Raw genomic sequence first — 20,367 nt, 5'->3', positions numbered from 1 at the left:
GAAAACGCATAAAAGTACTGCACGAAGCGTCAAGGCGCTTGTAGAATCCGGCGTTGAAGCGCGCGCGTTGCACGCTTCGTGTATCCAACGACCACACCTGGTAGGAGAAACATGGCGACTTCCGCAAAAAAGGTGGCCAAGAAGGCTGCCGCACCGGCCACCAAGAAAGTGGCTGCCAAAAAGGCTGCGCCCGCGAAGAAAGTAGTGGCCAAGAAGGTCGTCGCGAAGGCGGCACCGGCCGCTCCGACGCCGCTGAAGGACAAGTTCACGAAGGCATCGCTCGCAACGCACATCGCTGAGCGCGCAGCTGTCGAAGTGAAGGCTGTCAAGGCAGTGCTCGTCGCACTCGAGAACGTCGTGCTGGGCTCGGTCCACAAGAAGGGCGCGGGCGAGTTCACGCTGCCGGGTCTGCTGAAGATCACGGCGCAAGTCGTGCCGGCGAAGAAGAAGCGCTTCGGCAAGGATCCGTTCACGGGCGAAGAGCGTTGGTTCCCGGCGAAGCCGGCCAGCGTGCGCGTGAAGGCACGTGCGCTGAAGAAGCTGAAGGACGCGGCAGCGTAATGCTGCGCAGTGGCTGCCGAATGCATATCGGCAGCCGCTGCGATGTCCGACGATCCCCGCACGCGAAAGCGTGCGGGGATTTTTATTGCGCTGCGCAAATCGCGCGGCAGCGAAGCAGCGAAATGGCGGAAGGCCCGGTTCGACGCGTGACGCACGACGGAAGACGCGCCGCGCACGCGCGATGACGAACGGCAATCCTCCGCGCGCTTGCAGCAGATCCGCCGCTGCCCGTCGCGTGCGCTGTGCCGGTTGCGTGTGCATCGCGAGGCACGTGCATCGTGACTGAATGCATTCCCGACGAAATCGCCGCCCAGGTCGGCGCCGCGTGCGACACGATCGAGCGGCATCTCGGCGCGACGCTCACGGCAATCCACCTGTTCGGATCGGCGCTCGACGGCGGACTGAAGCCGCGCAGTGACGTCGACCTGCTGGTGACAGTGTCGACCCGGCCGGACGAATCGACACGGCACGCACTGATGCTCGACTTGCTGGCCGTGTCGGTGCCGCCTGGTCGCGCCGGCGGCATGCGCGCACTGGAAGTGACCGTCGTCGCGCACGATGCGGTCGTGCCGTGGCGTCATCCGGCGCGTCGCGAACTGCAGTTCGGCGAGTGGCTGCGTCACGACCTCGAGGCCGGCATCGTCGAACCGGCGCGTGTCGATCACGATCTGGCGATCCTGTTGACGAAGGTGCGGCAGCACAGTGTCGTGCTGGTTGGCCTGCCGGCGGCGGCGCTTTTCGAGCAAGTGCCCGCACGGGATTTTGTCGCCGCGCTGCTGGCGACGGTCGCGCAATGGAATGCCGAACCCGACTGGCGCGGCGACGCGTGCAACGTGGTGCTCGCGCTCGCGCGCATCTGGTACAGCGCCGCGACCGGCAGGATCGCGCCGAAGGACGTCGCGGCGACATGGGTTCTGGAACGCTTGCCGCAAGCCTACCGGCCGGTTGTCGCGGCGGCGCGTGCCGCCTATCTCGGCGGCGAGGAGGACGCGGCGATCCTGTCGGGCGAACCCCTTGCCGCATTCATCGGCTACGCGCGGCGAACGGTCGAGTCGATGCTGTCGACGTAGCGGCGGATGCCGCGCGCGTGGCCGGCTTGGGGGCGACGCCGATGAAGATCATCGGCAATGGCGCGGCAGTCGCACGCGCATGCGGTCGAGCCGGATGCCTGTCGGCGACCCGGCGCGTCATCGCGCATGCGCCGTGCGACATGCTGCTTCGTCAGCCCGCCGTGCCGGCGTAGGCGGCCTTCAATGCGGCGTCGTCGAGCTTGATCATCTGCATCATCGCGGCGGCCACGCGCGTGGCCTTGACCGTGTCCCGGTCGGACACCATCGGGATCAGCGTTTCCGGAACGATCTGCCACGACACGCCGTAGCGGTCTCTCAGCCAGCCGCAGGCGTCGGCCGTGCCGCCGTTGTCGAGCAGGGCATGCCAGTAGCGGTCGAGTTCCGCCTGGTCGGCGCAGCTGACCAGCAGCGAGATCGCGTGATTGAACGTGTCGGTGCGCGGGTGGCTCATCGCGAAGAACGGTTGCCCGAACAGCTCGAACTCGACCATCCGCGTGCCGTCGGTGCCGGGCACCGTCGTGACGCGCACGACGCGCGAATCCGGAAAGATGCCCGCATAGAAGGCGGCGGCTTCTTCCGCTTCCGCCGCGTACCAGAGGAAAGGCGTGATCTTCTGAATCGTCATGGCGTATCTCCTGTATGAATGGGGCGATGCGCGAACCGCGTGCCGCCATCGAGACGACGGATGACGATTGCCGAAATCGACACGCTTCGGCACATTGCGGTCGCACCGGACGAGCGGTGCCGGCAGTGCGGATGGTAGTCGCTCGGCGGACGGATGGCGACCGGCGCTTCGCAAACGGTGTTCCCGGTGCTTGGCAGCCGCCAGGCGCCGCTGCTGGCCGGCGGGCGTGGGTCGGGGCCCGGGTTCCCGTTCCCGGCCCGTGCGGGCGCTGCCGGCACGCGGGAGACGGACGAAAAAAAGCCAGCCGCGGCCGAAACCGGGGCTGGCTTTCCAGGTCGGCGGCAAGGCGTCGGAGACGCCATGCACGCCGGAAACGTACTTCTTAGAACTTGTGACGCAGGCCGAGTGCGACGATTTCCTGCGAGCTCTTGCCGGCGATGCCGTACGAGCCGACCGACGCTTGCGCATCGCTGCCGTCGGCGTTCTTGCCGCTTGCGTGCTGATATGCGCCAACCAGGTAGACGTCGGTACGCTTCGACAGCGAGTAGTCGGCGCCGAGCGAAACCTGATGGTACTTGGCGTCGGTCTGGCCGCTACCCTTCGTGTAGATGTAGCCGAGGCCGAGCAGCAGCGGTGCCGATGCCTGGTACGTGACGAATGCGCGACCCGTGTTGTACTTCTGGTTCGTGCCGAATGCCGAGTTCGCGTCCGCCTTGTACTGCGCGTTGCTGTAGCCGAGGCCGAACGTCACCGGGCCGAATGCATACTGGCCAGCCACTTGAGCGATACCGATCGACGACGACGACGTGTAGGCGTTGTTGATGAACGCGCCCGAACCGTCGAAGATCGCGTCCGACGTGCCGGCCCAGCCGGTGCGCACGCCTGCGGTGCTCAGCGGAGCCGAGTTGTTGGCGTGGAAGTAACCGGCAGCCAGGCCGAGGGGGCCGTTGTTGTAGGCTGCAGCTGCGGCCCACGTCTGACCCTTGCCCGTTGCGCCGGCGACACCGCCGAGTGCGTACATGCCTTCGAACTGGAGGCCGCCCCAGACCGGCGACGTGTACTTGATCGCGTTGCTGACGCGCAGGCTGTTGTCGTTGTTGTCGACGTCGCCCGGCGTGGCGAACACGCTGCCGAAGTAGTTGTCAGCCGTGACTGCCTGGACCAGGTCGACCAGCGGGTCGTACTGGCGGCCCAGCGTCAGCGTACCGTACTGGTCGCTTTGCAGGCCGACGAAAGCCTGGCGACCGAACATGCGGCCACCCTGGCCCAGTGCACCCGATGCCGAGTTGAAGCCGTTTTCCAACTGGAAGATCGCCTTCAGGCCGCCACCGAGGTCTTCCGAACCCTTCAGGCCGAAGCGGCTACCTTGCAGGTTGCCGCTACCCATCGACCACGAATTGTTACCTTGACCGTCGTTACCGTGAACATAGGTGATCGACGTATCGATCACGCCGTACAGCGTCACGCTCGATTGAGCGTGAGCAGCGCCAGCGGCGCCCAGCAGGGCGAGCGAGAGGGTCGAGAGAGCGAGTTTCTTCATCGTTGAGTATCTCCACGCAAGTGATTCATCGTTTTTTGTTGCGGATTGGAGAATAGCTCAGTGCCATCGACGCAAGAAAGCTTAAAAAATAAAGTGTCTCGAAAAGGTAACAGCGAGAAAAAGTCCATATATATCAAGTACATCAACGACTGTTTCTGTTTTTGAAAAAGTTGACAATTGCTGCGATGCGATTGTTTCACTAGTTGATGCGCATCGCGGCAGGAAGCCTGTTTCGGCCCGTCCGCGCACCGAAACGGAAGCATGCAAACGTTTGCGGTGGCGGCAACGAATGCGCACGCATGCAAAGAACGTGTCAACGCCGCGCGAATGCGCGCGGGCAGCGTGGTTGCAAAGGGCAGACGCGTGTGCGGGGGCGTGCCGCGATGTTGCGCAAGAGGCGCCTCAGTCGTCGTGCGCGCGATCGCCGGGGCGATCGGTTTGCGCGGAAGCGCTCGGCGCGGCGGTACTTGGGAGCCGATGCGCGTTGCCGCGGGCGGCCGCGAATTCCGCGCCGAGCAGCAGCACGATCGCGGAGAAGTACAGCCACATCAGCAGGACCGCGAACGATCCGGCTGCGCCGAATGCACTTGCGGTGCCCGCACGCGCAAGGTACAGCGCGAACAGCTTCTTGCCGCCGGAGAACAGGATCGCGGACACGATGCCGCCGATCGCGGCGTCACGCCAGGCGACGCGCGCATCGGGCAGGAACTTCATCAGCGACGCGAACGCGCCCGCGAGCACCGCGATGCCGACGAAGAACTGCACGAGATTCGTGACGATCACGTACGGCGAATTGCCCAGCAGCCAGGTGCCGACGAACGTGATCGCGGTGTCGAGCACGAGCGACACGATCAGCAGGAACGCGACGCCGAGCACGAGCCCGAACGAGATCAGCCGCACGCGCACGAGCCCGAGCATGCTCGACCAGCGGTTCTCGGTGGCCGGCCAGATCACGCTGAGCGCGGCGCTGAGCGACGCGAAGGTGGCCGACGCGCCGATCGCGAGCGCGGCGAACGAGATCAGGGTGGCCAGGCCGCCGCGCTCGCCCGCGCGGTGCGCGTTCTGCACGATCGTCTGGATGCTGGCCGCCGCGTCGTCGCCGATCAGCTGGTGCGCCTGTTCGAACACCTGGCCGCGCGCGGCATCGTCGCCGTAGAACCAGCCGGCCACGGCAATCACCATCACGAGCATCGGCGCGAGCGAGAACGCGGAGAAAAAGGCGATGCCCGCGGCCATCGCGGAGCAGCGGTCGGACGAGAAGCGCTTGAACGCGGTGAGGGCCCAGTTGGCCTGTTCTTGCGCGAGACGGGTGGCTTCGGAGGTGATCTGTCGTTTCATGACGGTTCGGTGGCGCGGGGAACGCGGATCATCGTTGGTAATCAGACAATTCAGTATTGATCCGAAGATTCGAACATAGTTGCGCGAACTGTCTATAATTCCTTTCAGTTTCCTCACCCCCACAATAACGCCGAGACCAGCCATGCTACAAATGTCCCGGCGCCAGTTCCTGAAGGTGACGGCTACGTCGCTTGCCGGATCGAGTCTAGCCCTGATGGGCTTCTCTCCGTCCGAAGCGCTTGCCGAAGTCCGACAGTACAAGCTGGCGCGCACCGTCGAAACGCGCAACACCTGTCCTTACTGTTCAGTGGGTTGCGGCATCCTGATGTACAGCCTCGGAGACGGCGCGAAAAACGCCCAGCCGAGCATCATCCACATCGAAGGCGATCCCGACCATCCCGTCAATCGCGGCACGCTGTGCCCGAAGGGCGCGAGCCTGATCGACTTCATCCATAGCCCGAACCGCCTGACGCATCCCGAGTATCGTGCGCCCGGCTCGGACAAGTGGGAACCGATTTCGTGGAATGACGCGCTCGACCGCATCGCGAAGCTGATGAAGGCCGACCGCGACGCGAACTTCGTCGAGACGGCGGAAGACGGTGCGAAGGTCAACCGATGGCTGACCACCGGCATGCTGGCCGCGTCGGCGGGCAGCAACGAGGTCGGCTACCTGACGCACAAGACCATCCGCAGTCTCGGGATGCTCGCATTCGACAATCAGGCGCGTGTCTGACATGGCCCGACGGTGGCAGGTCTTGCCCCGACGTTTGGCCGTGGAGCGATGACGAACCATTGGGTCGACATCAAGAACGCGGACGTGATTCTCGTGATGGGCGGCAATGCAGCCGAGGCCCATCCGTGCGGTTTCAAGTGGGTAACGGAGGCGAAGGCGCACCGCAAGGCGCGACTGATCGTCGTCGACCCGCGCTTCACGCGTACGGCCTCGGTGGCCGACTACTACGCGCCGATCCGCACCGGCACCGACATCGTCTTCCTGGGCGGCGTCATCAACTATCTGCTGACGAACGACAAGATCCAGCATGAGTACGTGAAGAACTACACGGACTTCTCGTTCATCGTGCGCGAGGATTTCGCGTTCAACGACGGCATCTATTCCGGCTACGACGCGGAGAAGCACGCGTACCCGGACAAATCGAGCTGGGACTACGAGCGCGGCGACGACGGCTTCGTGAAGGTCGACCCGACGCTGCAGCATCCGCGTTGCGTGTACAACCTGCTGAAGCAGCACTACGCGCGCTATACGCCGGACATGGTCCAGCAGACGTGCGGCACGCCGAAGGAGAAATTCCTGAAGGTGTGCGAGATGCTCGCGACCACCGCCGTTCCCGGCCGCGCCGGCACGGTGCTGTACGCGCTCGGCTGGACGCACCACTCGATCGGCGCGCAGATCATCCGCACCGGTGCGATGGTGCAGCTGCTGCTCGGCAACATCGGCATCGCCGGCGGCGGGATGAACGCGCTGCGCGGCCACTCGAACATCCAGGGGTTGACCGACCTCGGGCTGATGTCGAACCTGCTGCCGGGCTACATGACGCTGCCGATGCAGGCCGAGCAGGATTTCGACGGCTACATCAAGAAGCGCGTGCAGCTGCCGCTGCGGCCGAACCAGTTGAGCTACTGGAAGAACTACAAGGCCTTCCACGTGAGCTTCATGAAGTCGTGGTGGGGCGATGCGGCGACCGCCGAGAACAACTGGGGCTACGACTACCTGCCGAAGCTGGACAAGCAGTACGACCTGCTGCAGGTGATCGAGCTGATGAATGCCGGCAAGATGAACGGCTACATCTGCCAGGGCTTCAACCCGCTTGCGGCGTCACCGTCGAAGGTGAAGACGGCGGCCGGGCTCGCGAAGCTGAAGTGGCTCGTGATCATGGACCCGCTCGCCACCGAAACCTCCGAGTTCTGGAAGCATCACGGCGACTACAACGACGTCGATTCGTCGAAGATCCAGACCGAGGTGTTCCGTCTGCCGACCACGTGCTTCGCGGAGGAAAACGGTTCGCTCGTGAGTTCGAGCCGCGTGCTGCAATGGCACTGGAAGGGCGCGGAGCCGCCGGGCGAGGCGCGCAGCGACCTCGAGATCATGTCGGGGCTGTTCCTGCGCATGCGCAAGATGTACCAGACGGACGGCGGCAAGTATCCGGATCCGATCGTCAACCTGACCTGGCCGTACGCGAACCCGGAAAGCCCGACGCCCGAAGAGCTCGCGATGGAGTTCAACGGCAAGGCGCTCGCCGATCTGCCCGATCCGAAGGATCCGACCAAGACGCTCGTGAAGAAGGGCGAGCAGCTGGCCGCGTTCGCGCAGTTGAAGGACGACGGCACGACCGCGAGCGGCTGCTGGATCTTCTGCGGTGCCTGGACGCAGGCCGGCAACCAGATGGGGCGGCGCGACAACTCTGACCCGACCGGCATCGGCCAGACGCTGAACTGGGCGTGGGCCTGGCCGGCGAACCGGCGGATCCTGTACAACCGCGCGTCGTGCGACGTTGCCGGCAAGCCGTTCGACCCGACCCGCAAGCTGATCGGCTGGAACGGCAGCGCGTGGAAGGGGGCCGACATTCCCGACTTCAAGGCGGACGAATCGCCCGAAAACGGGATGGGGCCGTTCATCATGAACCCGGAAGGTGTCGCACGCTTCTTCGCCCGGGCGGGGATGAACGAAGGTCCGTTCCCCGAGCACTACGAGCCGTTCGAGACGCCGCTCGACGCGAACCCGCTGCACCCGAACAACCCGCAGGCGCTGAACAACCCGGCTGCCCGCGTGTTCCCGGACGACCGCGCGTCGTTCGGCAAGGTGGCGGAGTTCCCGCACGTGGCGACGACGTACCGGCTCACCGAGCACTTCCACTACTGGACCAAGCATGCACGGCTGAACTCGATCATCCAGCCCGAGCAATTCGTCGAGATCGGCGAAGACCTCGCGAAGGAAGTCGGCGTCGCGCATGGCGAGCGCGTGAAGGTGTCGTCCAAGCGCGGCTACATCATCGCGGTCGCCCTCGTCACGAAGCGGATCAAGCCGCTGACGGTCGACGGCAAGAAGGTCCAGACGGTCGGCGTCCCGTTGCACTGGGGCTTCAAGGGTCTGACGAAGCCCGGCTATCTCGCCAATACCCTGACTCCGTCCGTGGGTGACGGCAACTCCTATACACCGGAATTCAAGTCGTTCCTGGTGAAGGTCGAAAAGGCGTAAGGGGAAAGAGATGGCATTGCAATCGCTGGATATCAAGCGCGTCTCGGCCACCACGACGCCACCGCCCACGGTGCGCGAACCGGTGACCGGGAGTGTCGCGAAGCTGATCGACGTATCGAAGTGCATCGGCTGCAAGGCATGCCAGACGGCATGCATGGAGTGGAACGACCTGCGTGACGAGGTCGGCACCAACGTCGGCGTGTACGACAACCCGGCCGACCTGACCGAGCATTCGTGGACGGTGATGCGGTTCTCCGAATACGAGAACCCGGCCGGTGACCTCGAGTGGCTGATCCGCAAGGACGGCTGCATGCACTGCGAGGATCCGGGCTGCCTGAAGGCGTGTCCGTCGCCGGGCGCGATCGTGCAGTACAACAACGGGATCGTCGATTTCCACGAGGAGAACTGCATCGGTTGCGGCTATTGCGTGACCGGCTGCCCGTTCAACGTCCCGCGGATCTCGAAGAAGGATCATCGCGCATACAAGTGCACGCTCTGTTCCGACCGCGTCGCGGTCGGCCAGGAACCGGCCTGCGTGAAGACCTGCCCGACGGGCGCGATCGTGTTCGGCACCAAGGAGGACATGAAGCAGCACGCGGCCGAGCGGATCGAGGACCTGAAGGAGCGCGGCTTCGAGCATGCGGGGCTGTATGACCCGCAGGGCGTCGGCGGCACGCACGTGATGTACGTGCTGCACCACGCGGACAAGCCGTCGCTGTACCACGGGCTGCCCGACAACCCGTCGATCAGCCCGATGGTGAAGCTGTGGAAGGGCATCGCGAAACCGCTCGCGGTGGCCGGCATCGCGCTGACCGCGCTTGCCGGGTTCTTCCACTATGTCCGGGTCGGTCCGAACGAGGTGAGCGACGAAGAGGAACAGGCCGCGCGCGACGAGGCGCGACGCATCAAGGAGGACGCGAAATGAACCACGACGACCCCAACCTGATCGTCCGCTACTCGGCGAACGAGCGCACGAACCACTGGATCACCGCGATCACGTTCGTGCTGCTCGCGCTGTCCGGGCTCGCGCTGTTTCATCCGTCGATGTTCTGGCTGACCGCGCTGTTCGGCGGCGGCCAGTGGACGCGGATCCTGCATCCGTTCGTCGGCCTCGTGATGTTCGTGTCGTTCGCGATCCTGGTGGTGCGCTTCTGGCACCACAACGCGCTCGACGCGGACGATCGCCAGTGGCTCAAGCAGATCGGCGACGTGCTGACCAACCAGGAAGACAAGCTGCCGCCGGTCGGGCGCTATAACGCCGGGCAGAAGCTGCTATTCTTTACGTTGGTCGCGTGCCTGCTGCTGCTCCTGCTGTCGGGAGTCGTGATCTGGCGGCGCTACTTCTCGTTCTACTTCCCGATCGGGGTGATCCGCGCGGCCGCTGTCGTGCATGCCGTGGCGGCCTTCGTGCTGATCGCGAGCATCATCGTGCACATTTACGCGGCGTTGTGGGTGAAGGGCTCGATCGGCGCGATGGTGCGCGGCACCGTCACGCTGGGCTGGGCTCGCAAGCATCACCCGAAGTGGTTCCGTGAAAGCGTGAAATAACGCACCGGAGCGGGGCGGCTCGCCGAATCGCGGCGGGCTGCTCCGCTCCTTCGCCGGAACCGCCCGAAAGCGCCGATGCGTCGGCGCTTGTTTTTTTGGAAGATATTTTTGTGACACAACGCATCCTCGAACCGACCGAGATCTCGACCCTCGATCATTCGGCCATCCCGCGCTTTCGCCTGCCCGAGCGCGCCACCGCGTTCTCGGCGCGCGCCGCGCGGCTGCGCAAGCTGGCCGACCTGAACCCGATCAGCGGCTACCTGCGGCTGATGGCCACCGTCGCCGATGCGCAGCACGCGACGCTGCAAACGCTCGAACTGCCGCTGCCGTCGAAGGAAGCGATCGCGCGTGCGCAGGAGCATTCGATGCCGCTCGTGCCGGCGCTCGACGGCGAGCGCGATCCGCGCTGGCGCGCCGTGCTGTACGAACTGCTCGACCGCGTCGAAGGCGCCGGGCTCGTCAACCCGCAGCTCGCGAAGCTGCTCGACCGGCTGCGCCTGATGGCGCCCGCCGAACTCGACGCGCAAGCCGACGCGATCCTCGCGCTGCGTTTCGCCGAAGTCGACCCGGCTACCGCGCCGTTCCTGATGGCCGCGCTGCAGGTGGTCTGGACGGACCTCGCCAGCCGCGTTCCGCCGGCCGACGTCCCGTATCTCGACCAGCCGGGGCTGTGCCCCGTGTGCGGCACGCATCCGGTCGCGAGCGTCGTGCGGGTCGGCGGCCAGTACCAGGGCTACCGTTTCCTGCAATGCGGGCTATGCACGACCGAGTGGCACATGGTGCGCACGAAGTGCTCGCACTGCGATTCGACGAAAGGCATCGCCTATCACGGGATCGAGGGCGGCAGCGAAGCCGTCAAGGCCGAATCGTGCGACGAGTGCAAGACCTATCGCAAGATCGGCTATCAGGACAAGGACTACGAGTTCGAGCCGCTGGCGGACGATCTCGCGAGTCTCACGCTCGACCTGCTGATGAACGAAGCCGGCTACCAGCGCAGTTCACCGAACCCGCTGCTGTGGCCGGATGTCTCGCGGGACGCGAATTGACGGCACGGGCCGGCGGGGACGGTGCGCGAGCACCGGCGCCGGCCCGCTGCGAAGCATGAGACTGGAGCCACAACGACGTGACCGAACCCGGTGTGAATGAACTGAATGCGGTACTGGCGCGCGTGCCGTCCGTGGAGCGCGTGCTGTCGTCGGCGCCGCTGCAACCGCTCATCGCGGACTACGGCCGCACGCGCGTGCTGAACGCCGTGCGTGCCGAGCTCGAACGCTGGCGTACCGCCGCGCAACACGATCCGGCGGCGGCCGAGCCGCTCGACGAGCCGCGCATCGCCGCGGCCGTCGCGCGCACGCTGGCCGCGCAGAGCGCGGGCGCGGTGCGCGCCGTGTTCAACCTGACCGGCACCGTGCTGCACACGAACCTCGGGCGCGCTCTGTTGCCCGACGACGCGGTGCGCGCGGTGGTCGACGTGCTGACGCGGCCGGTCAACCTCGAATTCGATCTCGCCACGGGCCGCCGCGGCGATCGCGACGACCTGATCGACGATCTGCTGTGCGAACTGACGGGCGCGGAAGCCGCGACCGTCGTCAACAATAACGCGGCGGCCGTGCTGCTGGCGCTGTCGGCGCTGGCGACGAAACGGGAAGTCGTCGTGTCGCGTGGCGAGCTGGTGGAAATCGGCGGCGCATTCCGCATTCCCGACATCATGAGCCGCGCGGGCGCCAGGCTGCGCGAGGTCGGCACCACCAACCGCACCCATCTGCGCGACTACGCGGAAGCCATCGGCCCGCGCACCGCGCTGCTGATGAAGGTGCATTGCAGCAACTACGCGATCAGCGGCTTCACGAAGGAGGCGACGCTCGCCGAACTCGCGCCGCTCGCGCGCGAGCATGGGCTGCCGGTGGCCGTCGATCTCGGCAGCGGCACGCTCGCCGACCTGTCGCAATGGGGCCTGCCGCACGAGACGACCGTGCAGGAAACCGTCGCCGCCGGCGCAAACGTTGTCACGTTCAGCGGCGACAAGCTGCTCGGCGGGCCGCAGGCCGGCCTGATCGTCGGCGATCGCGCGCTGATCGCGAAGATCAAGAAACATCCGCTCAAGCGCGCGCTGCGCGTCGGCAAGCTGACGCTCGCGGCGCTCGAGCCGGTGCTGCGCCTCTACCAGTCGCCCGAGTTCCTGCGCGACCGGCTCACGACGCTGCGGCTGCTGACGCGCCCGCAACGCGAGATCGCCGAGGCCGCCGAACGCGTGCGTCCGGCGCTGCAGGCCGCGCTCGGCAGCGGTTTCGACGTGACGGTCGAGCCGATGTTCAGCCAGATCGGCAGCGGCGCGCTGCCGGTCGACCAGTTGCCGAGCGCCGGGCTCGTCGTACGCACGGCGGACGGCAAGCGCGGCGGCCGTGCACTGGCGCAGCTCGAGAAACGGCTGCGCGAATGGCCGCGCCCGGTGATCGGCCGCGTCGCCGACAATGCGCTGCGGCTCGACCTGCGCTGCCTCGAAGCCGCCGACGAGGCGGTGTTCGTCGCGCAATGCGTGCCGCTCGCGGGGCCGGCTGCATGATCGTCGGTACCGCGGGGCACATCGACCACGGCAAGACGACGCTGGTGCGCGCGCTGACGGGCGTCGATACCGATCGCCTGAAGGAAGAGAAGGCGCGCGGCATCTCGATCGAGCTCGGTTACGCGTATACGCCGCTCGACAACGGCGACGTGCTCGGCCTGATCGACGTGCCGGGCCACGAGAAGCTGATTCATACGATGGCGGCCGGCGCATGCGGGATCGACTTCGCGCTGCTCGTGATTGCCGCCGACGACGGCGTGATGCCGCAGACGCGCGAGCATCGCGCGATCCTGCAACTGCTTGGCGTCACGCATGGCGCCGTCGCGCTGACGAAGTGCGATCGCGTCGATGCCGCACGCGTGGCCGAAGTGCGTGACGAGATCGCCACGTGGCTGAACGACTCCACGCTGGCCGGCGTGCCGATTTTCGAAACGCGTGCGACGGCTGCGGACGATCCGGGCGTCGCCGCGTTGAAGCGTTACCTGGCCGACGCGGCGATCGCGTGGCGCGCCCGCCGCGACGACGGGCTGTTCCGGCTCGCGGTCGATCGCGTGTTCACGCTCGCGGGGCAGGGTACCGTCGTGACGGGCACCGCGTTCGCGGGCCGCGTCGCGACCGGCGACACGCTCGCGATCGTGCGCACGGGCGGCGCGGCGCGTGTACGCAGCATCCACGCGCAGAACCGGCCGGTCGAGGCCGGCCGCGCGGGCGAGCGTTGCGCGCTGAATCTGGCCGGGGTCGACAAGGCCGATGTCGAGCGAGGCGACACCGTCGCCGATGCGCGGCTCGTCGCGACCTCGCCGCGTCTCGATGTCGAGCTGACGCTGCTCGTGGATGCGGGGCTCACGCTGACGCACTGGGCGCCGCTGCACGTGCATCTCGGCACGCTGCATCGCGTCGCGCATGTCGCGCTGCTCGACGGCGATACGCTCGCGGCCGGCCAGCGCATGCGCGTGCAACTCGTATTCGACGAGCCGGTGTTTGCGCTGCCGGGCGACCGGTTCATCGTCCGCAATCCGCAGGCGACGCGCACGGTCGGCGGCGGCCGCGTGCTCGATCCGTTCGGGCCGGCGCGCAAGCGTCGTACGCCTGCGCGCCGCGCGTGGCTCGACGCGCTGGCCGAATGGCTCGACGCGGGCCGCCTCGATGCGCTGCTCGCGCAGGCGCCGCTCGGCATCCCGCGCGCGATGCTCACGCATCTGACGGGTTTCGCGCCGAATGCGCTGGCCTTGCCGGAAGACGCGCTGGCGATCGGGCCGCGCGACGCCGCGTCGAACGACGGCGCGGTGATTGCCCGGGCGCACTGGCGCGCACTGCAGACGCGGGCGATCGATACGCTGCGCGCGTATCACGAGCGCATGCCCGACGAGCAGGGGCTCGACGCCGCGCGGTTGCGGCGGATGTCAGCGCCGCTCGCCGGCGATGCGCTGTGGCGCGCGCTCGTCGATGCGCTGGTGGCCGGCGGCGAAGTCGCGCGAAGCGGGCCGTGGCTGCACCTGCCGTCGCATTCGGTAAGCCTCGAGCCGCGCGAGGAGGCGCTGGCGCAGCAACTGCTGCCGCTGATTCACGCGGGGCGCTTCGATCCGCCGTGGGTGCGAGACCTGGCCCGTGACACGGGCGCGGCCGAGGACGCGGTGCGCGCGTTGCTGCGCAAGCTCGCGCGGCGCGGTGACGTGCACCAGGTCGTGCGCGACCTGTTCTATCACGCGGACGTGGTGCGCGAGCTGGCGGAACTGGTTGCGCATCTCGCGCCGTTGCGCGCCGGCGGGCTCGATGCCGCGACGTTCCGCGATGCGACGGGGCTCGGCCGCAAGCGCGCGATCCAGATTCTCGAGTTCTTCGACCGGGTTGGGTATACTCGCTTCCACCGCGATCTTCACCTCCTGCGGCCTGACAGCGGTTGGGCGGGTATTCAGGCGTAGGCACTCGTTGTTCTTTGGGTTCTTTTCCCCACGGAAGGCATTCGTATCCGGTGGTACGGCTGGACTTCAAATCCAGTTGGGGGTGTCAGACACTCCCGGGTAGGTTCGACTCCTGCTGCCTTCCGCCATTCGCCATTCCCGACGCGGAGTAAAATGGCGCGCATTGGTCGATTTTGGTGATTTCATGGATTCGTCCGTATCGCTTCTGCTGGAAGCCGTCGATGCCGACAAGGCAAAGCTGGACGCGGCGCGTCCGCTTCCGCCGCACACGCTGGCGTCTTTGCGCGAAAAGCTGATGCTGGAGTGGACTTATCATTCGAATGCGATCGAAGGCAACACGCTGACGTTGCGGGAAACGAAGGTCGTACTCGAAGGCATTACGGTCGGCGGAAAGTCGCTGCGCGAGCATTTCGAGGCCACCAATCATCGCGACGCGATTCTCTATGTCGAAGAAATCGTCGGCAAGCAGGAGACGCTGTCCGAATGGCAGATCCGGAATATCCACGGGCTGGTATTGAAGGGGATCGACGACGGCGAGGCCGGCAGATATCGCCGGGAGAACGTCGTGATCGCAGGCGCAAGCACGACGCCCCCGGATTTCCTGCATTTGCCGGCTGAAATGGCCGCGCTCATCGATTGGGATACGCAGGCGGGAGCAATGCATCCGGTGGCGCGGGCTGCCGAACTGCATACGCGGTTTGTGAAAATCCATCCGTTTGTCGACGGCAATGGAAGAACGGGGCGGCTGCTACTCAATTTCGAACTGATGAAGTCTGGCTATCCGCCAGCGGTCATTCGCAAGGAAGACCGGCTGGCTTACTACGATACGCTGGACGAGGCGTGCACGACCGGCGACTACAGCGGCATCACGCGCCTGGTGGCCGAGTCAGTGCAGCGCTCGCTCGACGCCTACCTCGGCGTGCTTGGATTGCGCACGTAACGGGCCATTCCGAACACCTCTCAGGCTGGTTCGATCACTGAGGCGTCGTGTCCGGGCCGGTTACTTCAACTCCTGCTGCCTTCCGCCACCCCGTTTCATCTTGTCGACCCGACACGCTTCAATCAACGTGCAATTGCACGACAGCACCGGCGATTGCATTCGCCAAAACTTGATCGGGAAAAGCACTAAAAGTTTGCGATTTTTTTTCGGGCTATAGTCGAATCACTGAAGGTAGACGCGGCGTCCCTTGCCGATACCGTTCAGGTAATGACTGTAGACGGGTGCTGTATGAAAAATAAAATCGACAAGACCGCCGGACCGATCTGGGGCGTGGCTGCAGGACTGCTTCTTGCTGGTGCAGGATTGAGTCTCGGCATTTTCCCGACGTCCCTGCAAAGCTCGGGAAGCGCGAACGACTTCATGGCGTCCGGTATTGCGATGCTGGGCATCTTCCTGGTCGTCTATGCCACACACGAGTTGCGAAGAAGGCGTCCGCACTGAGCGCTCATGTGCTGCTGATCCACCCAGGATGATCCGGGCCGGTTTGCCGGCTCGCGAATACGCACGTCCGTCGCGGGCTACGTCTTGCTGATTTCGTGTTGATAAACGAGTTCGACGATGCGCTTCGTCGGAATGCTGGCGCGCAACCCGTCGACGCTGTCGATCGGAAACCACTTGCATTTCTCGATCTCGTTGTTCGCTTGCGGCGTCTGGTCCGGGCCGACTTCGGCGAAGAACACGTGATGGATCTTCGCGAGGCCGGTGAACTGCATCGAGTAGACGAGATGCTGGCCGGTCATGCCGGTTTCTTCGGATAACTCGCGATGTGCGGCTTCGAGCGGCGTTTCCCCGCGCTTGATCGTGCCGCCGGGAAGGGCCCAGCGCGACGCCGCACGGGCAACGAGCAAGACTTTCTCACCGCGGTAGCAGACGATGGTCGCACGTTCCTTGACCGGGACGGTGCTCGCTTCGGGGGCGTTGGTGGGGGCGGGGGTTTGAGGCATGAAGCAATTCTAACCATCGCGGATCGATCGGCAAAGCGGGTCTGACGTGGTTTGACGATCGATCGTCACCGTCGCGTCTCCGGCCAGGCCGCCGCTGCGTTTCGCAGATTCGAATCCGTGCCCGGCCGGCGCCCGGTCGTCCGCGCCCAGGGGGCGGGACGTCGGCATGAAGTGTGCGATGGCTCGCCCTTCGCTTCGAATCGGGCGACGTTATCCCTCGATGCGGGACATGTCGACGAACATCACTTCCCAGATATGTCCGTCGGGGTCTTCGAAGCTTCGACCGTACATGAAGCCGAGATCCTGCCGGGCGTTGACGTCTGCCTTGCCGCCATGCGCGCCCGCAATGTCGGTCAGCCTGTCCACGCTCTCGCGATCGTCGGCGCTGAGCGCGAGCATGACCTCGCTTTCGCGCCGGGAATCGACGATCGGCTTCTTCGTGAAGCGCGCCCATTTTTCATGCGTCATGAGCATGACGAAGAGCGTGTCCGACAGCACCATGCAGGAACTCGTGTCGTCACTGAACTGCGGATTCATGCTGGCGCCGATGGCGGTGTAGAACGCCGTCGCCTTTGACAGGTCCCGCACCGGCAGGTTGATGAACAGTTGCCTGGACATAGGCGGTTTTCTCCTTCGGGTTGTGGTCGAAACAACGAGTCACGTGCCCGGGTTGCGGTCGCGCGGGAGGTTGCAATCCGGATGTCGTTCAATCAGTTCGTACGGCAGGGTGCCTTTCATGACGTCGCGGCGCCGGCGGCTGAACCCGCTTCTCCCGATCACAGGAGATGCAGGCCGCCGTCGCACTCGATGACGCTGCCCGTGGTGTAGCCATTTCCGATCAGGAAGGCGATGGCCTGCGCGACGTCGTCGGGCTCGCCGATGCGTCCCACGGGCAATGCGCTTGCGTGTTGCTCGAAGAAGGCTCGCCGGGCGCCGTCGGGTAGGCCGTTCCACCACGGCGTCTTCACCACGCCGGGCGAGACCGCGTTGACCCGGGTTGGCGCCAGTTCGCGGGCCAGTACCGGCACCATTGCCTCGATGGCGGCATTGATCGCGGCCAGGCCGCTGGTACCCGGGTTGGCGACGCGCGCGGAAATGGCGGTGACGAAGGTGATGCTGCCCCCGCTGCGCAAGGTCGGCAGGGCCGCCTGCGCCGCCTGGACATGTGGCCAGAACTTCGCGTCGAAGCCGCGCCGCAGGCTGCCCAGATCGAGTTCCCTGAAAGGGCCGGCTCCGTCGCCGCCACTCAATGCGATCACCAGGTGGTCGATGCTCCCGGCGCTCGCGAAGAAGCGCTCCAATTGCTCGCGCTGTGCCCCGTCAAACGCGTCGATACGCACCGATCCGTCGATCGATGCCGTCGCGGCCTGCAACTTGTCCGCATCGCGTCCCGTGGCGATCACGTCGTAGCCGGCGCCGGCCAGTCGCCGGACGGTCGCGAGGCCGATGCCGGACGAGCCGCCCAGTACCACCACCCTGCCAGTGTCGTTGTGCATTGCCTTCCCCGGTGTTTGCGCTACGGTTGTTGCAGCGCCTGGAGATAGCATGCATGCTTGACCGACTATCACTCCAATTGTTTGCGATGATGACTTCCATCATTGAGAATGATCTTCGTCGATTCGATCTCAATCTGCTGCTCGTCTTCCATGCACTCATGCAGGAGCGCCACGTCACGCGTGCGGCGGAGCGGTTGTTTCTTGGTCAGCCCGCGGTGAGCGGGGCGCTGAAACGACTCCGGGCGGCGTTTGGCGACGAGTTGTTCGTGCGCGGCCGGTCGGGCATGGAGCCGACCCCACGCGCGCTGGAGCTTTCCCGGCAGATCGACGCGCTGCTGATCGGTCTTCACGAGACCATGCGGGCGGGGCAACCGTTCGATGCCCGAAACGCCAGCCGGACCTTCCGCATCGGTGTGTCAGAAGCGATAGCGGTCACGTTGTTTCCCGCGTTGTTGAAGATGCTTTCCGCCGAGGCGCCGGGCGTGAAGCTCATCTCCCTGGATACCGACTGCCACCGCGTCTCCAGCATGTTTGAACGAAACGAGATCGAGATTGCGTTGGGGGTGTTCAACGAGTGCGCGCCATGGCAACAGCAGCGCATTCTGCTCGACTGGCGCTTTGTCTGCCTCTACAACCCGAAGCTGATCCGGCCGCGAGGCGAATCGCTGAGCTTGCGCGAGTTTCTGGCGTATCCGCATGCGCTGACTTCGTTCAAGGGCGAGCTGCATGGATTCATCGACGAGCGGCTGGCGTCGCTGGGCAAGCAACGGCGCGTGATATTTTCCAATCCTCACTTTGCGACCCAGCCTTTCATCGCGCGCGACAATCCGGTGCTGGTGACGGTGCCCGACTATATCGCCCGGATCTGGAGCCGTAGCCTGGGCTTGCGCATCAGCCCGTTGCCGTTCGATACGCCGATGCATCAGGTCAGTGCGTTGTGGAAGACCGCGCATCAGGGGGATAGCGGCCTGCGCTGGCTCATCGGATTGACGGAGCAGGCGGCCCGCATGAACTGAGTGATTGGCGCGTGCGTGGCGCGCCGATCCCGGGCAACGCGGACGGGACATACTCGTCCGCCATGAAAAAAGCCGCGCGCCCGATGCACCGGGAGCGCGGCTTGCGGGGGCGCCGGTCAGGCGTCGCGCCGTTACTTCTTTTCCGGCAGGAACCAGTTCATCACGAGCGCGCAGATGCCGCCCGTTGCCACGCCCGATTCCAGCACGTTCTTCAGCGCGTGCGGCAGGCTGTTGAGGATGTCCGGCACTTGCGACACGCCGAGGCCGAGCGCGAGCGACACCGCGATGATCAGCAGTGCGCGACGATCGAGATGGACGCCGGCGAGGATGTTGATGCCCGATGCGGCCACCGCGCCGAACATCACCATCGCCGCGCCGCCGAGCACGGGCTCCGGCACGGCCTGCAGCACGCCGGCGACGACCGGGAACAGGCCGAGCACCACGAGCATCCCCGCGATCCAGATGCCGACGTAGCGGCTGGCGACGCCGGTGATCTGGATCACGCCGTTGTTCTGCGCGAACACCGAGCTCGGGAACGTGTTGAACACGCCGGCCAGCAGCGAGTTCGCGCCGTTCACGAGCACGCCGCCCTTGATCCGTTGCATCCACACCGGGCCTTCGACCGGCTCGTTCGAGATCTTGCTGGTGGCCGTGACGTCGCCGATCGCCTCGAGCGACGTGACGAGGTAGATGATCAGCATCGGCACGAACAGCGCCCACGAGAAGCCGATGCCGAAGTGCAGCGGCGTCGGGACCTGGAACAGCGCGGCCTGGTGCATGCCGGTGAAATCGAGGCGGCCGAGGAACGCGGCCGCGAGATAGCCGATCACGAGTGCGATGACGAGCGCGGTGCTGCGCACCCACACGATCGGCACGCGGTTCAGCAGGATGATCGTGCCGAGCACGAGGCCGGACAGCGTCAGGTTCTCCGCGCTCGCGAAGGTGCCCTTGGCCATCGCGCCGTAGCCGCCGCCCATGCTGATCAGGCCGACCTTGATCAGCGTGAGGCCGATCAGCAGCACGACGATGCCGGTGACGAGCGGCGTGATCAGGCGCTTCACGAACGGCAGGATGCGCGACACGCCCATCTCGACGAACGACCCGGCAATCACGACGCCGAAGATCGCGGCCATCACGGTCTCGACCGGCGTGCCTTGCTTGACCATCAGGCTGCCGCCGGCGATCAGCGGGCCGACGAAGTTGAAGCTCGTGCCCTGGACGATCAGCAGGCCGGCGCCCAGCGGGCCGAAGCGCTTGCACTGGACGAAGGTGGCGATGCCGGAAATCACCAGCGACATCGACACGATCAGGGTCGTATCGCGGCTGGACACGCCGAGCGCCTGGCAGATCAGCAGGCCGGGCGTGACGATCGGCACGATGATCGCCAGCAGGTGCTGCAGTGCGGCGACGAAGGCGACCATCGGCGCCGGCCGGTCGTTCGGGCCGTAGACGAGGTCGCGGGCCGAATCTGCGGCGTCGGCGCCGTGGGCGGCGGGTTGGGCGGGGGAGGCGGGTTGCATGGCGAGCGGG

The 20,367-nt window shown here is 65.7% G+C and carries 18 protein-coding genes and 1 tRNA gene; 12 read left to right on the top strand and 7 right to left on the bottom strand.

From position 1 onward, the window contains the following. The first annotated feature begins 111 nt into the window (after positions 1-111). Positions 112-561, top strand: coding sequence for an HU family DNA-binding protein (locus CFB45_RS25400; RefSeq protein WP_011355701.1), 450 nt, complete (start codon positions 112-114; stop codon positions 559-561). A gap of 278 nt (positions 562-839) precedes the next feature. After that, positions 840-1,631, top strand: coding sequence for an AadA family aminoglycoside 3''-O-nucleotidyltransferase (locus CFB45_RS25395; RefSeq protein WP_089427925.1), 792 nt, complete (start codon positions 840-842; stop codon positions 1,629-1,631). 151 nt (positions 1,632-1,782) lie between these two features. Here CFB45_RS25395 and CFB45_RS25390 read toward each other — a convergent pair whose 3' ends face one another. The 3 genes from CFB45_RS25390 to CFB45_RS25380 form a co-directional block, all read right to left on the bottom strand. After that, positions 1,783-2,256, bottom strand: a complete 474-nt coding sequence (locus CFB45_RS25390) for a VOC family protein (RefSeq protein WP_089427924.1) — start codon at positions 2,254-2,256, stop codon at positions 1,783-1,785. A gap of 382 nt (positions 2,257-2,638) precedes the next feature. Further along, on the bottom strand, positions 2,639-3,796 hold the full coding sequence (locus tag CFB45_RS25385; protein ID WP_089427923.1) for a porin: 1,158 nt from the start codon (positions 3,794-3,796) through the stop codon (positions 2,639-2,641). A 402-nt stretch (positions 3,797-4,198) separates the two neighbouring features. Next, positions 4,199-5,134: a YihY/virulence factor BrkB family protein gene (locus CFB45_RS25380; RefSeq protein WP_089427922.1), complete on the bottom strand. Its 936-nt coding sequence runs from the start codon at positions 5,132-5,134 to the stop codon at positions 4,199-4,201. Positions 5,135-5,276: 142 nt separating this feature from the next. Here CFB45_RS25380 and fdnG point away from each other — a divergent pair, with 142 nt between their 5' ends. The 9 genes from fdnG (at position 5,277) to CFB45_RS25335 (ending at position 15,822) form a co-directional block, all read left to right on the top strand. Then, positions 5,277-8,348, top strand: coding sequence for a formate dehydrogenase-N subunit alpha (fdnG, locus tag CFB45_RS25375; RefSeq protein ID WP_089427921.1), 3,072 nt, complete (start codon positions 5,277-5,279; stop codon positions 8,346-8,348). Positions 8,349-8,358: 10 nt separating this feature from the next. Next, on the top strand, positions 8,359-9,273 hold the full coding sequence (fdxH, locus tag CFB45_RS25370; protein WP_011355694.1) for a formate dehydrogenase subunit beta: 915 nt from the start codon (positions 8,359-8,361) through the stop codon (positions 9,271-9,273). After that, positions 9,270-9,896, top strand: a complete 627-nt coding sequence (locus CFB45_RS25365) for a formate dehydrogenase subunit gamma (protein ID WP_011355693.1) — start codon at positions 9,270-9,272, stop codon at positions 9,894-9,896. The genes fdxH and CFB45_RS25365 overlap by 4 nt, the downstream gene beginning before the upstream one ends. Before the next feature lie 110 nt (positions 9,897-10,006). Next, positions 10,007-10,942 carry a formate dehydrogenase accessory protein FdhE gene (gene fdhE / locus CFB45_RS25360; RefSeq protein WP_179250128.1) on the top strand — a complete coding sequence of 312 codons (936 nt, stop codon included), beginning with the start codon at positions 10,007-10,009 and terminating at the stop codon, positions 10,940-10,942. A 77-nt stretch (positions 10,943-11,019) separates the two neighbouring features. Beyond that, positions 11,020-12,459 carry an L-seryl-tRNA(Sec) selenium transferase gene (gene selA / locus CFB45_RS25355; protein WP_089427919.1) on the top strand — a complete coding sequence of 480 codons (1,440 nt, stop codon included), beginning with the start codon at positions 11,020-11,022 and terminating at the stop codon, positions 12,457-12,459. Next, the gene (gene selB / locus CFB45_RS25350) at positions 12,456-14,381 is read left to right on the top strand and encodes a selenocysteine-specific translation elongation factor (RefSeq protein WP_089429142.1); all 1,926 of its coding nucleotides are present in this window, start codon (positions 12,456-12,458) and stop codon (positions 14,379-14,381) included. Before selA ends, selB begins: the two co-directional genes overlap by 4 nt. A 32-nt stretch (positions 14,382-14,413) precedes the next feature. After that, positions 14,414-14,509 (top strand) — tRNA-Sec (locus CFB45_RS25345). A 56-nt stretch (positions 14,510-14,565) separates the two neighbouring features. After that, on the top strand, positions 14,566-15,321 hold the full coding sequence (locus CFB45_RS25340; protein WP_089427918.1) for a Fic family protein: 756 nt from the start codon (positions 14,566-14,568) through the stop codon (positions 15,319-15,321). Between the two features lie 288 nt (positions 15,322-15,609). Further along, positions 15,610-15,822: a hypothetical protein gene (locus tag CFB45_RS25335; RefSeq protein ID WP_089427917.1), complete on the top strand. Its 213-nt coding sequence runs from the start codon at positions 15,610-15,612 to the stop codon at positions 15,820-15,822. Between the two features lie 77 nt (positions 15,823-15,899). Here the strand turns inward: CFB45_RS25335 and CFB45_RS25330 are convergent, their stop codons facing one another. The 3 genes from CFB45_RS25330 to CFB45_RS25320 all read right to left on the bottom strand — a co-directional run bounded on the left by CFB45_RS25330 (position 15,900) and on the right by CFB45_RS25320 (position 17,821). Continuing rightward, positions 15,900-16,325 carry an NUDIX hydrolase gene (locus CFB45_RS25330; protein ID WP_089427916.1) on the bottom strand — a complete coding sequence of 142 codons (426 nt, stop codon included), beginning with the start codon at positions 16,323-16,325 and terminating at the stop codon, positions 15,900-15,902. Positions 16,326-16,535: 210 nt separating this feature from the next. Then, a complete protein-coding gene (locus CFB45_RS25325; protein WP_089427915.1) occupies positions 16,536-16,943 on the bottom strand; it encodes a VOC family protein in 408 nt (135 codons plus the stop codon). A 158-nt stretch (positions 16,944-17,101) separates the two neighbouring features. Further along, positions 17,102-17,821, bottom strand: coding sequence for an SDR family oxidoreductase (locus tag CFB45_RS25320; protein WP_089427914.1), 720 nt, complete (start codon positions 17,819-17,821; stop codon positions 17,102-17,104). Between the two features lie 53 nt (positions 17,822-17,874). Between CFB45_RS25320 and CFB45_RS25315 the strand changes: the two genes are divergently transcribed. After that, on the top strand, positions 17,875-18,837 hold the full coding sequence (locus tag CFB45_RS25315; protein ID WP_256978360.1) for a LysR family transcriptional regulator: 963 nt from the start codon (positions 17,875-17,877) through the stop codon (positions 18,835-18,837). A gap of 131 nt (positions 18,838-18,968) precedes the next feature. Here the strand turns inward: CFB45_RS25315 and CFB45_RS25310 are convergent, their stop codons facing one another. Beyond that, entirely contained in the window at positions 18,969-20,357 is a 1,389-nt protein-coding gene (locus CFB45_RS25310; RefSeq protein WP_089427913.1) for a nucleobase:cation symporter-2 family protein, read from the bottom strand. Between the last annotated feature and the right edge of the window lie 10 nt (positions 20,358-20,367).

This window comes from Burkholderia sp. HI2500 (assembly GCF_002223055.1).
Lineage (GTDB): Bacteria > Pseudomonadota > Gammaproteobacteria > Burkholderiales > Burkholderiaceae > Burkholderia.
The sequence above is the reverse complement of the archived record's forward strand: the minus strand, read 5'-3'. Positions and strand labels throughout refer to the sequence as shown.

Bases quoted from the DNA above. Each gene is read 5' to 3' on its own strand.
- CFB45_RS25325 (WP_089427915.1), bottom strand. From the start codon at position 16,943: ATGTCCAGGCAACTGTTCATCAACCTGCCGGTGCGGGACCTGTCAAAG.
- CFB45_RS25380 (WP_089427922.1), bottom strand. From the start codon at position 5,134: ATGAAACGACAGATCACCTCCGAAGCCACCCGTCTCGCGCAAGAACAG.
- CFB45_RS25335 (WP_089427917.1), top strand. From the start codon at position 15,610: ATGAAAAATAAAATCGACAAGACCGCCGGACCGATCTGGGGCGTGGCT.
- CFB45_RS25400 (WP_011355701.1), top strand. From the start codon at position 112: ATGGCGACTTCCGCAAAAAAGGTGGCCAAGAAGGCTGCCGCACCGGCC.
- CFB45_RS25315 (WP_256978360.1), top strand. From the start codon at position 17,875: ATGCTTGACCGACTATCACTCCAATTGTTTGCGATGATGACTTCCATC.
- fdxH (WP_011355694.1), top strand. From the start codon at position 8,359: ATGGCATTGCAATCGCTGGATATCAAGCGCGTCTCGGCCACCACGACG.
- CFB45_RS25320 (WP_089427914.1), bottom strand. From the start codon at position 17,821: ATGCACAACGACACTGGCAGGGTGGTGGTACTGGGCGGCTCGTCCGGC.
- CFB45_RS25310 (WP_089427913.1), bottom strand. From the start codon at position 20,357: ATGCAACCCGCCTCCCCCGCCCAACCCGCCGCCCACGGCGCCGACGCC.
- CFB45_RS25340 (WP_089427918.1), top strand. From the start codon at position 14,566: ATGGATTCGTCCGTATCGCTTCTGCTGGAAGCCGTCGATGCCGACAAG.
- CFB45_RS25330 (WP_089427916.1), bottom strand. From the start codon at position 16,325: ATGCCTCAAACCCCCGCCCCCACCAACGCCCCCGAAGCGAGCACCGTC.
- selB (WP_089429142.1), top strand. From the start codon at position 12,456: ATGATCGTCGGTACCGCGGGGCACATCGACCACGGCAAGACGACGCTG.
- CFB45_RS25385 (WP_089427923.1), bottom strand. From the start codon at position 3,796: ATGAAGAAACTCGCTCTCTCGACCCTCTCGCTCGCCCTGCTGGGCGCC.
- CFB45_RS25365 (WP_011355693.1), top strand. From the start codon at position 9,270: ATGAACCACGACGACCCCAACCTGATCGTCCGCTACTCGGCGAACGAG.
- CFB45_RS25390 (WP_089427924.1), bottom strand. From the start codon at position 2,256: ATGACGATTCAGAAGATCACGCCTTTCCTCTGGTACGCGGCGGAAGCG.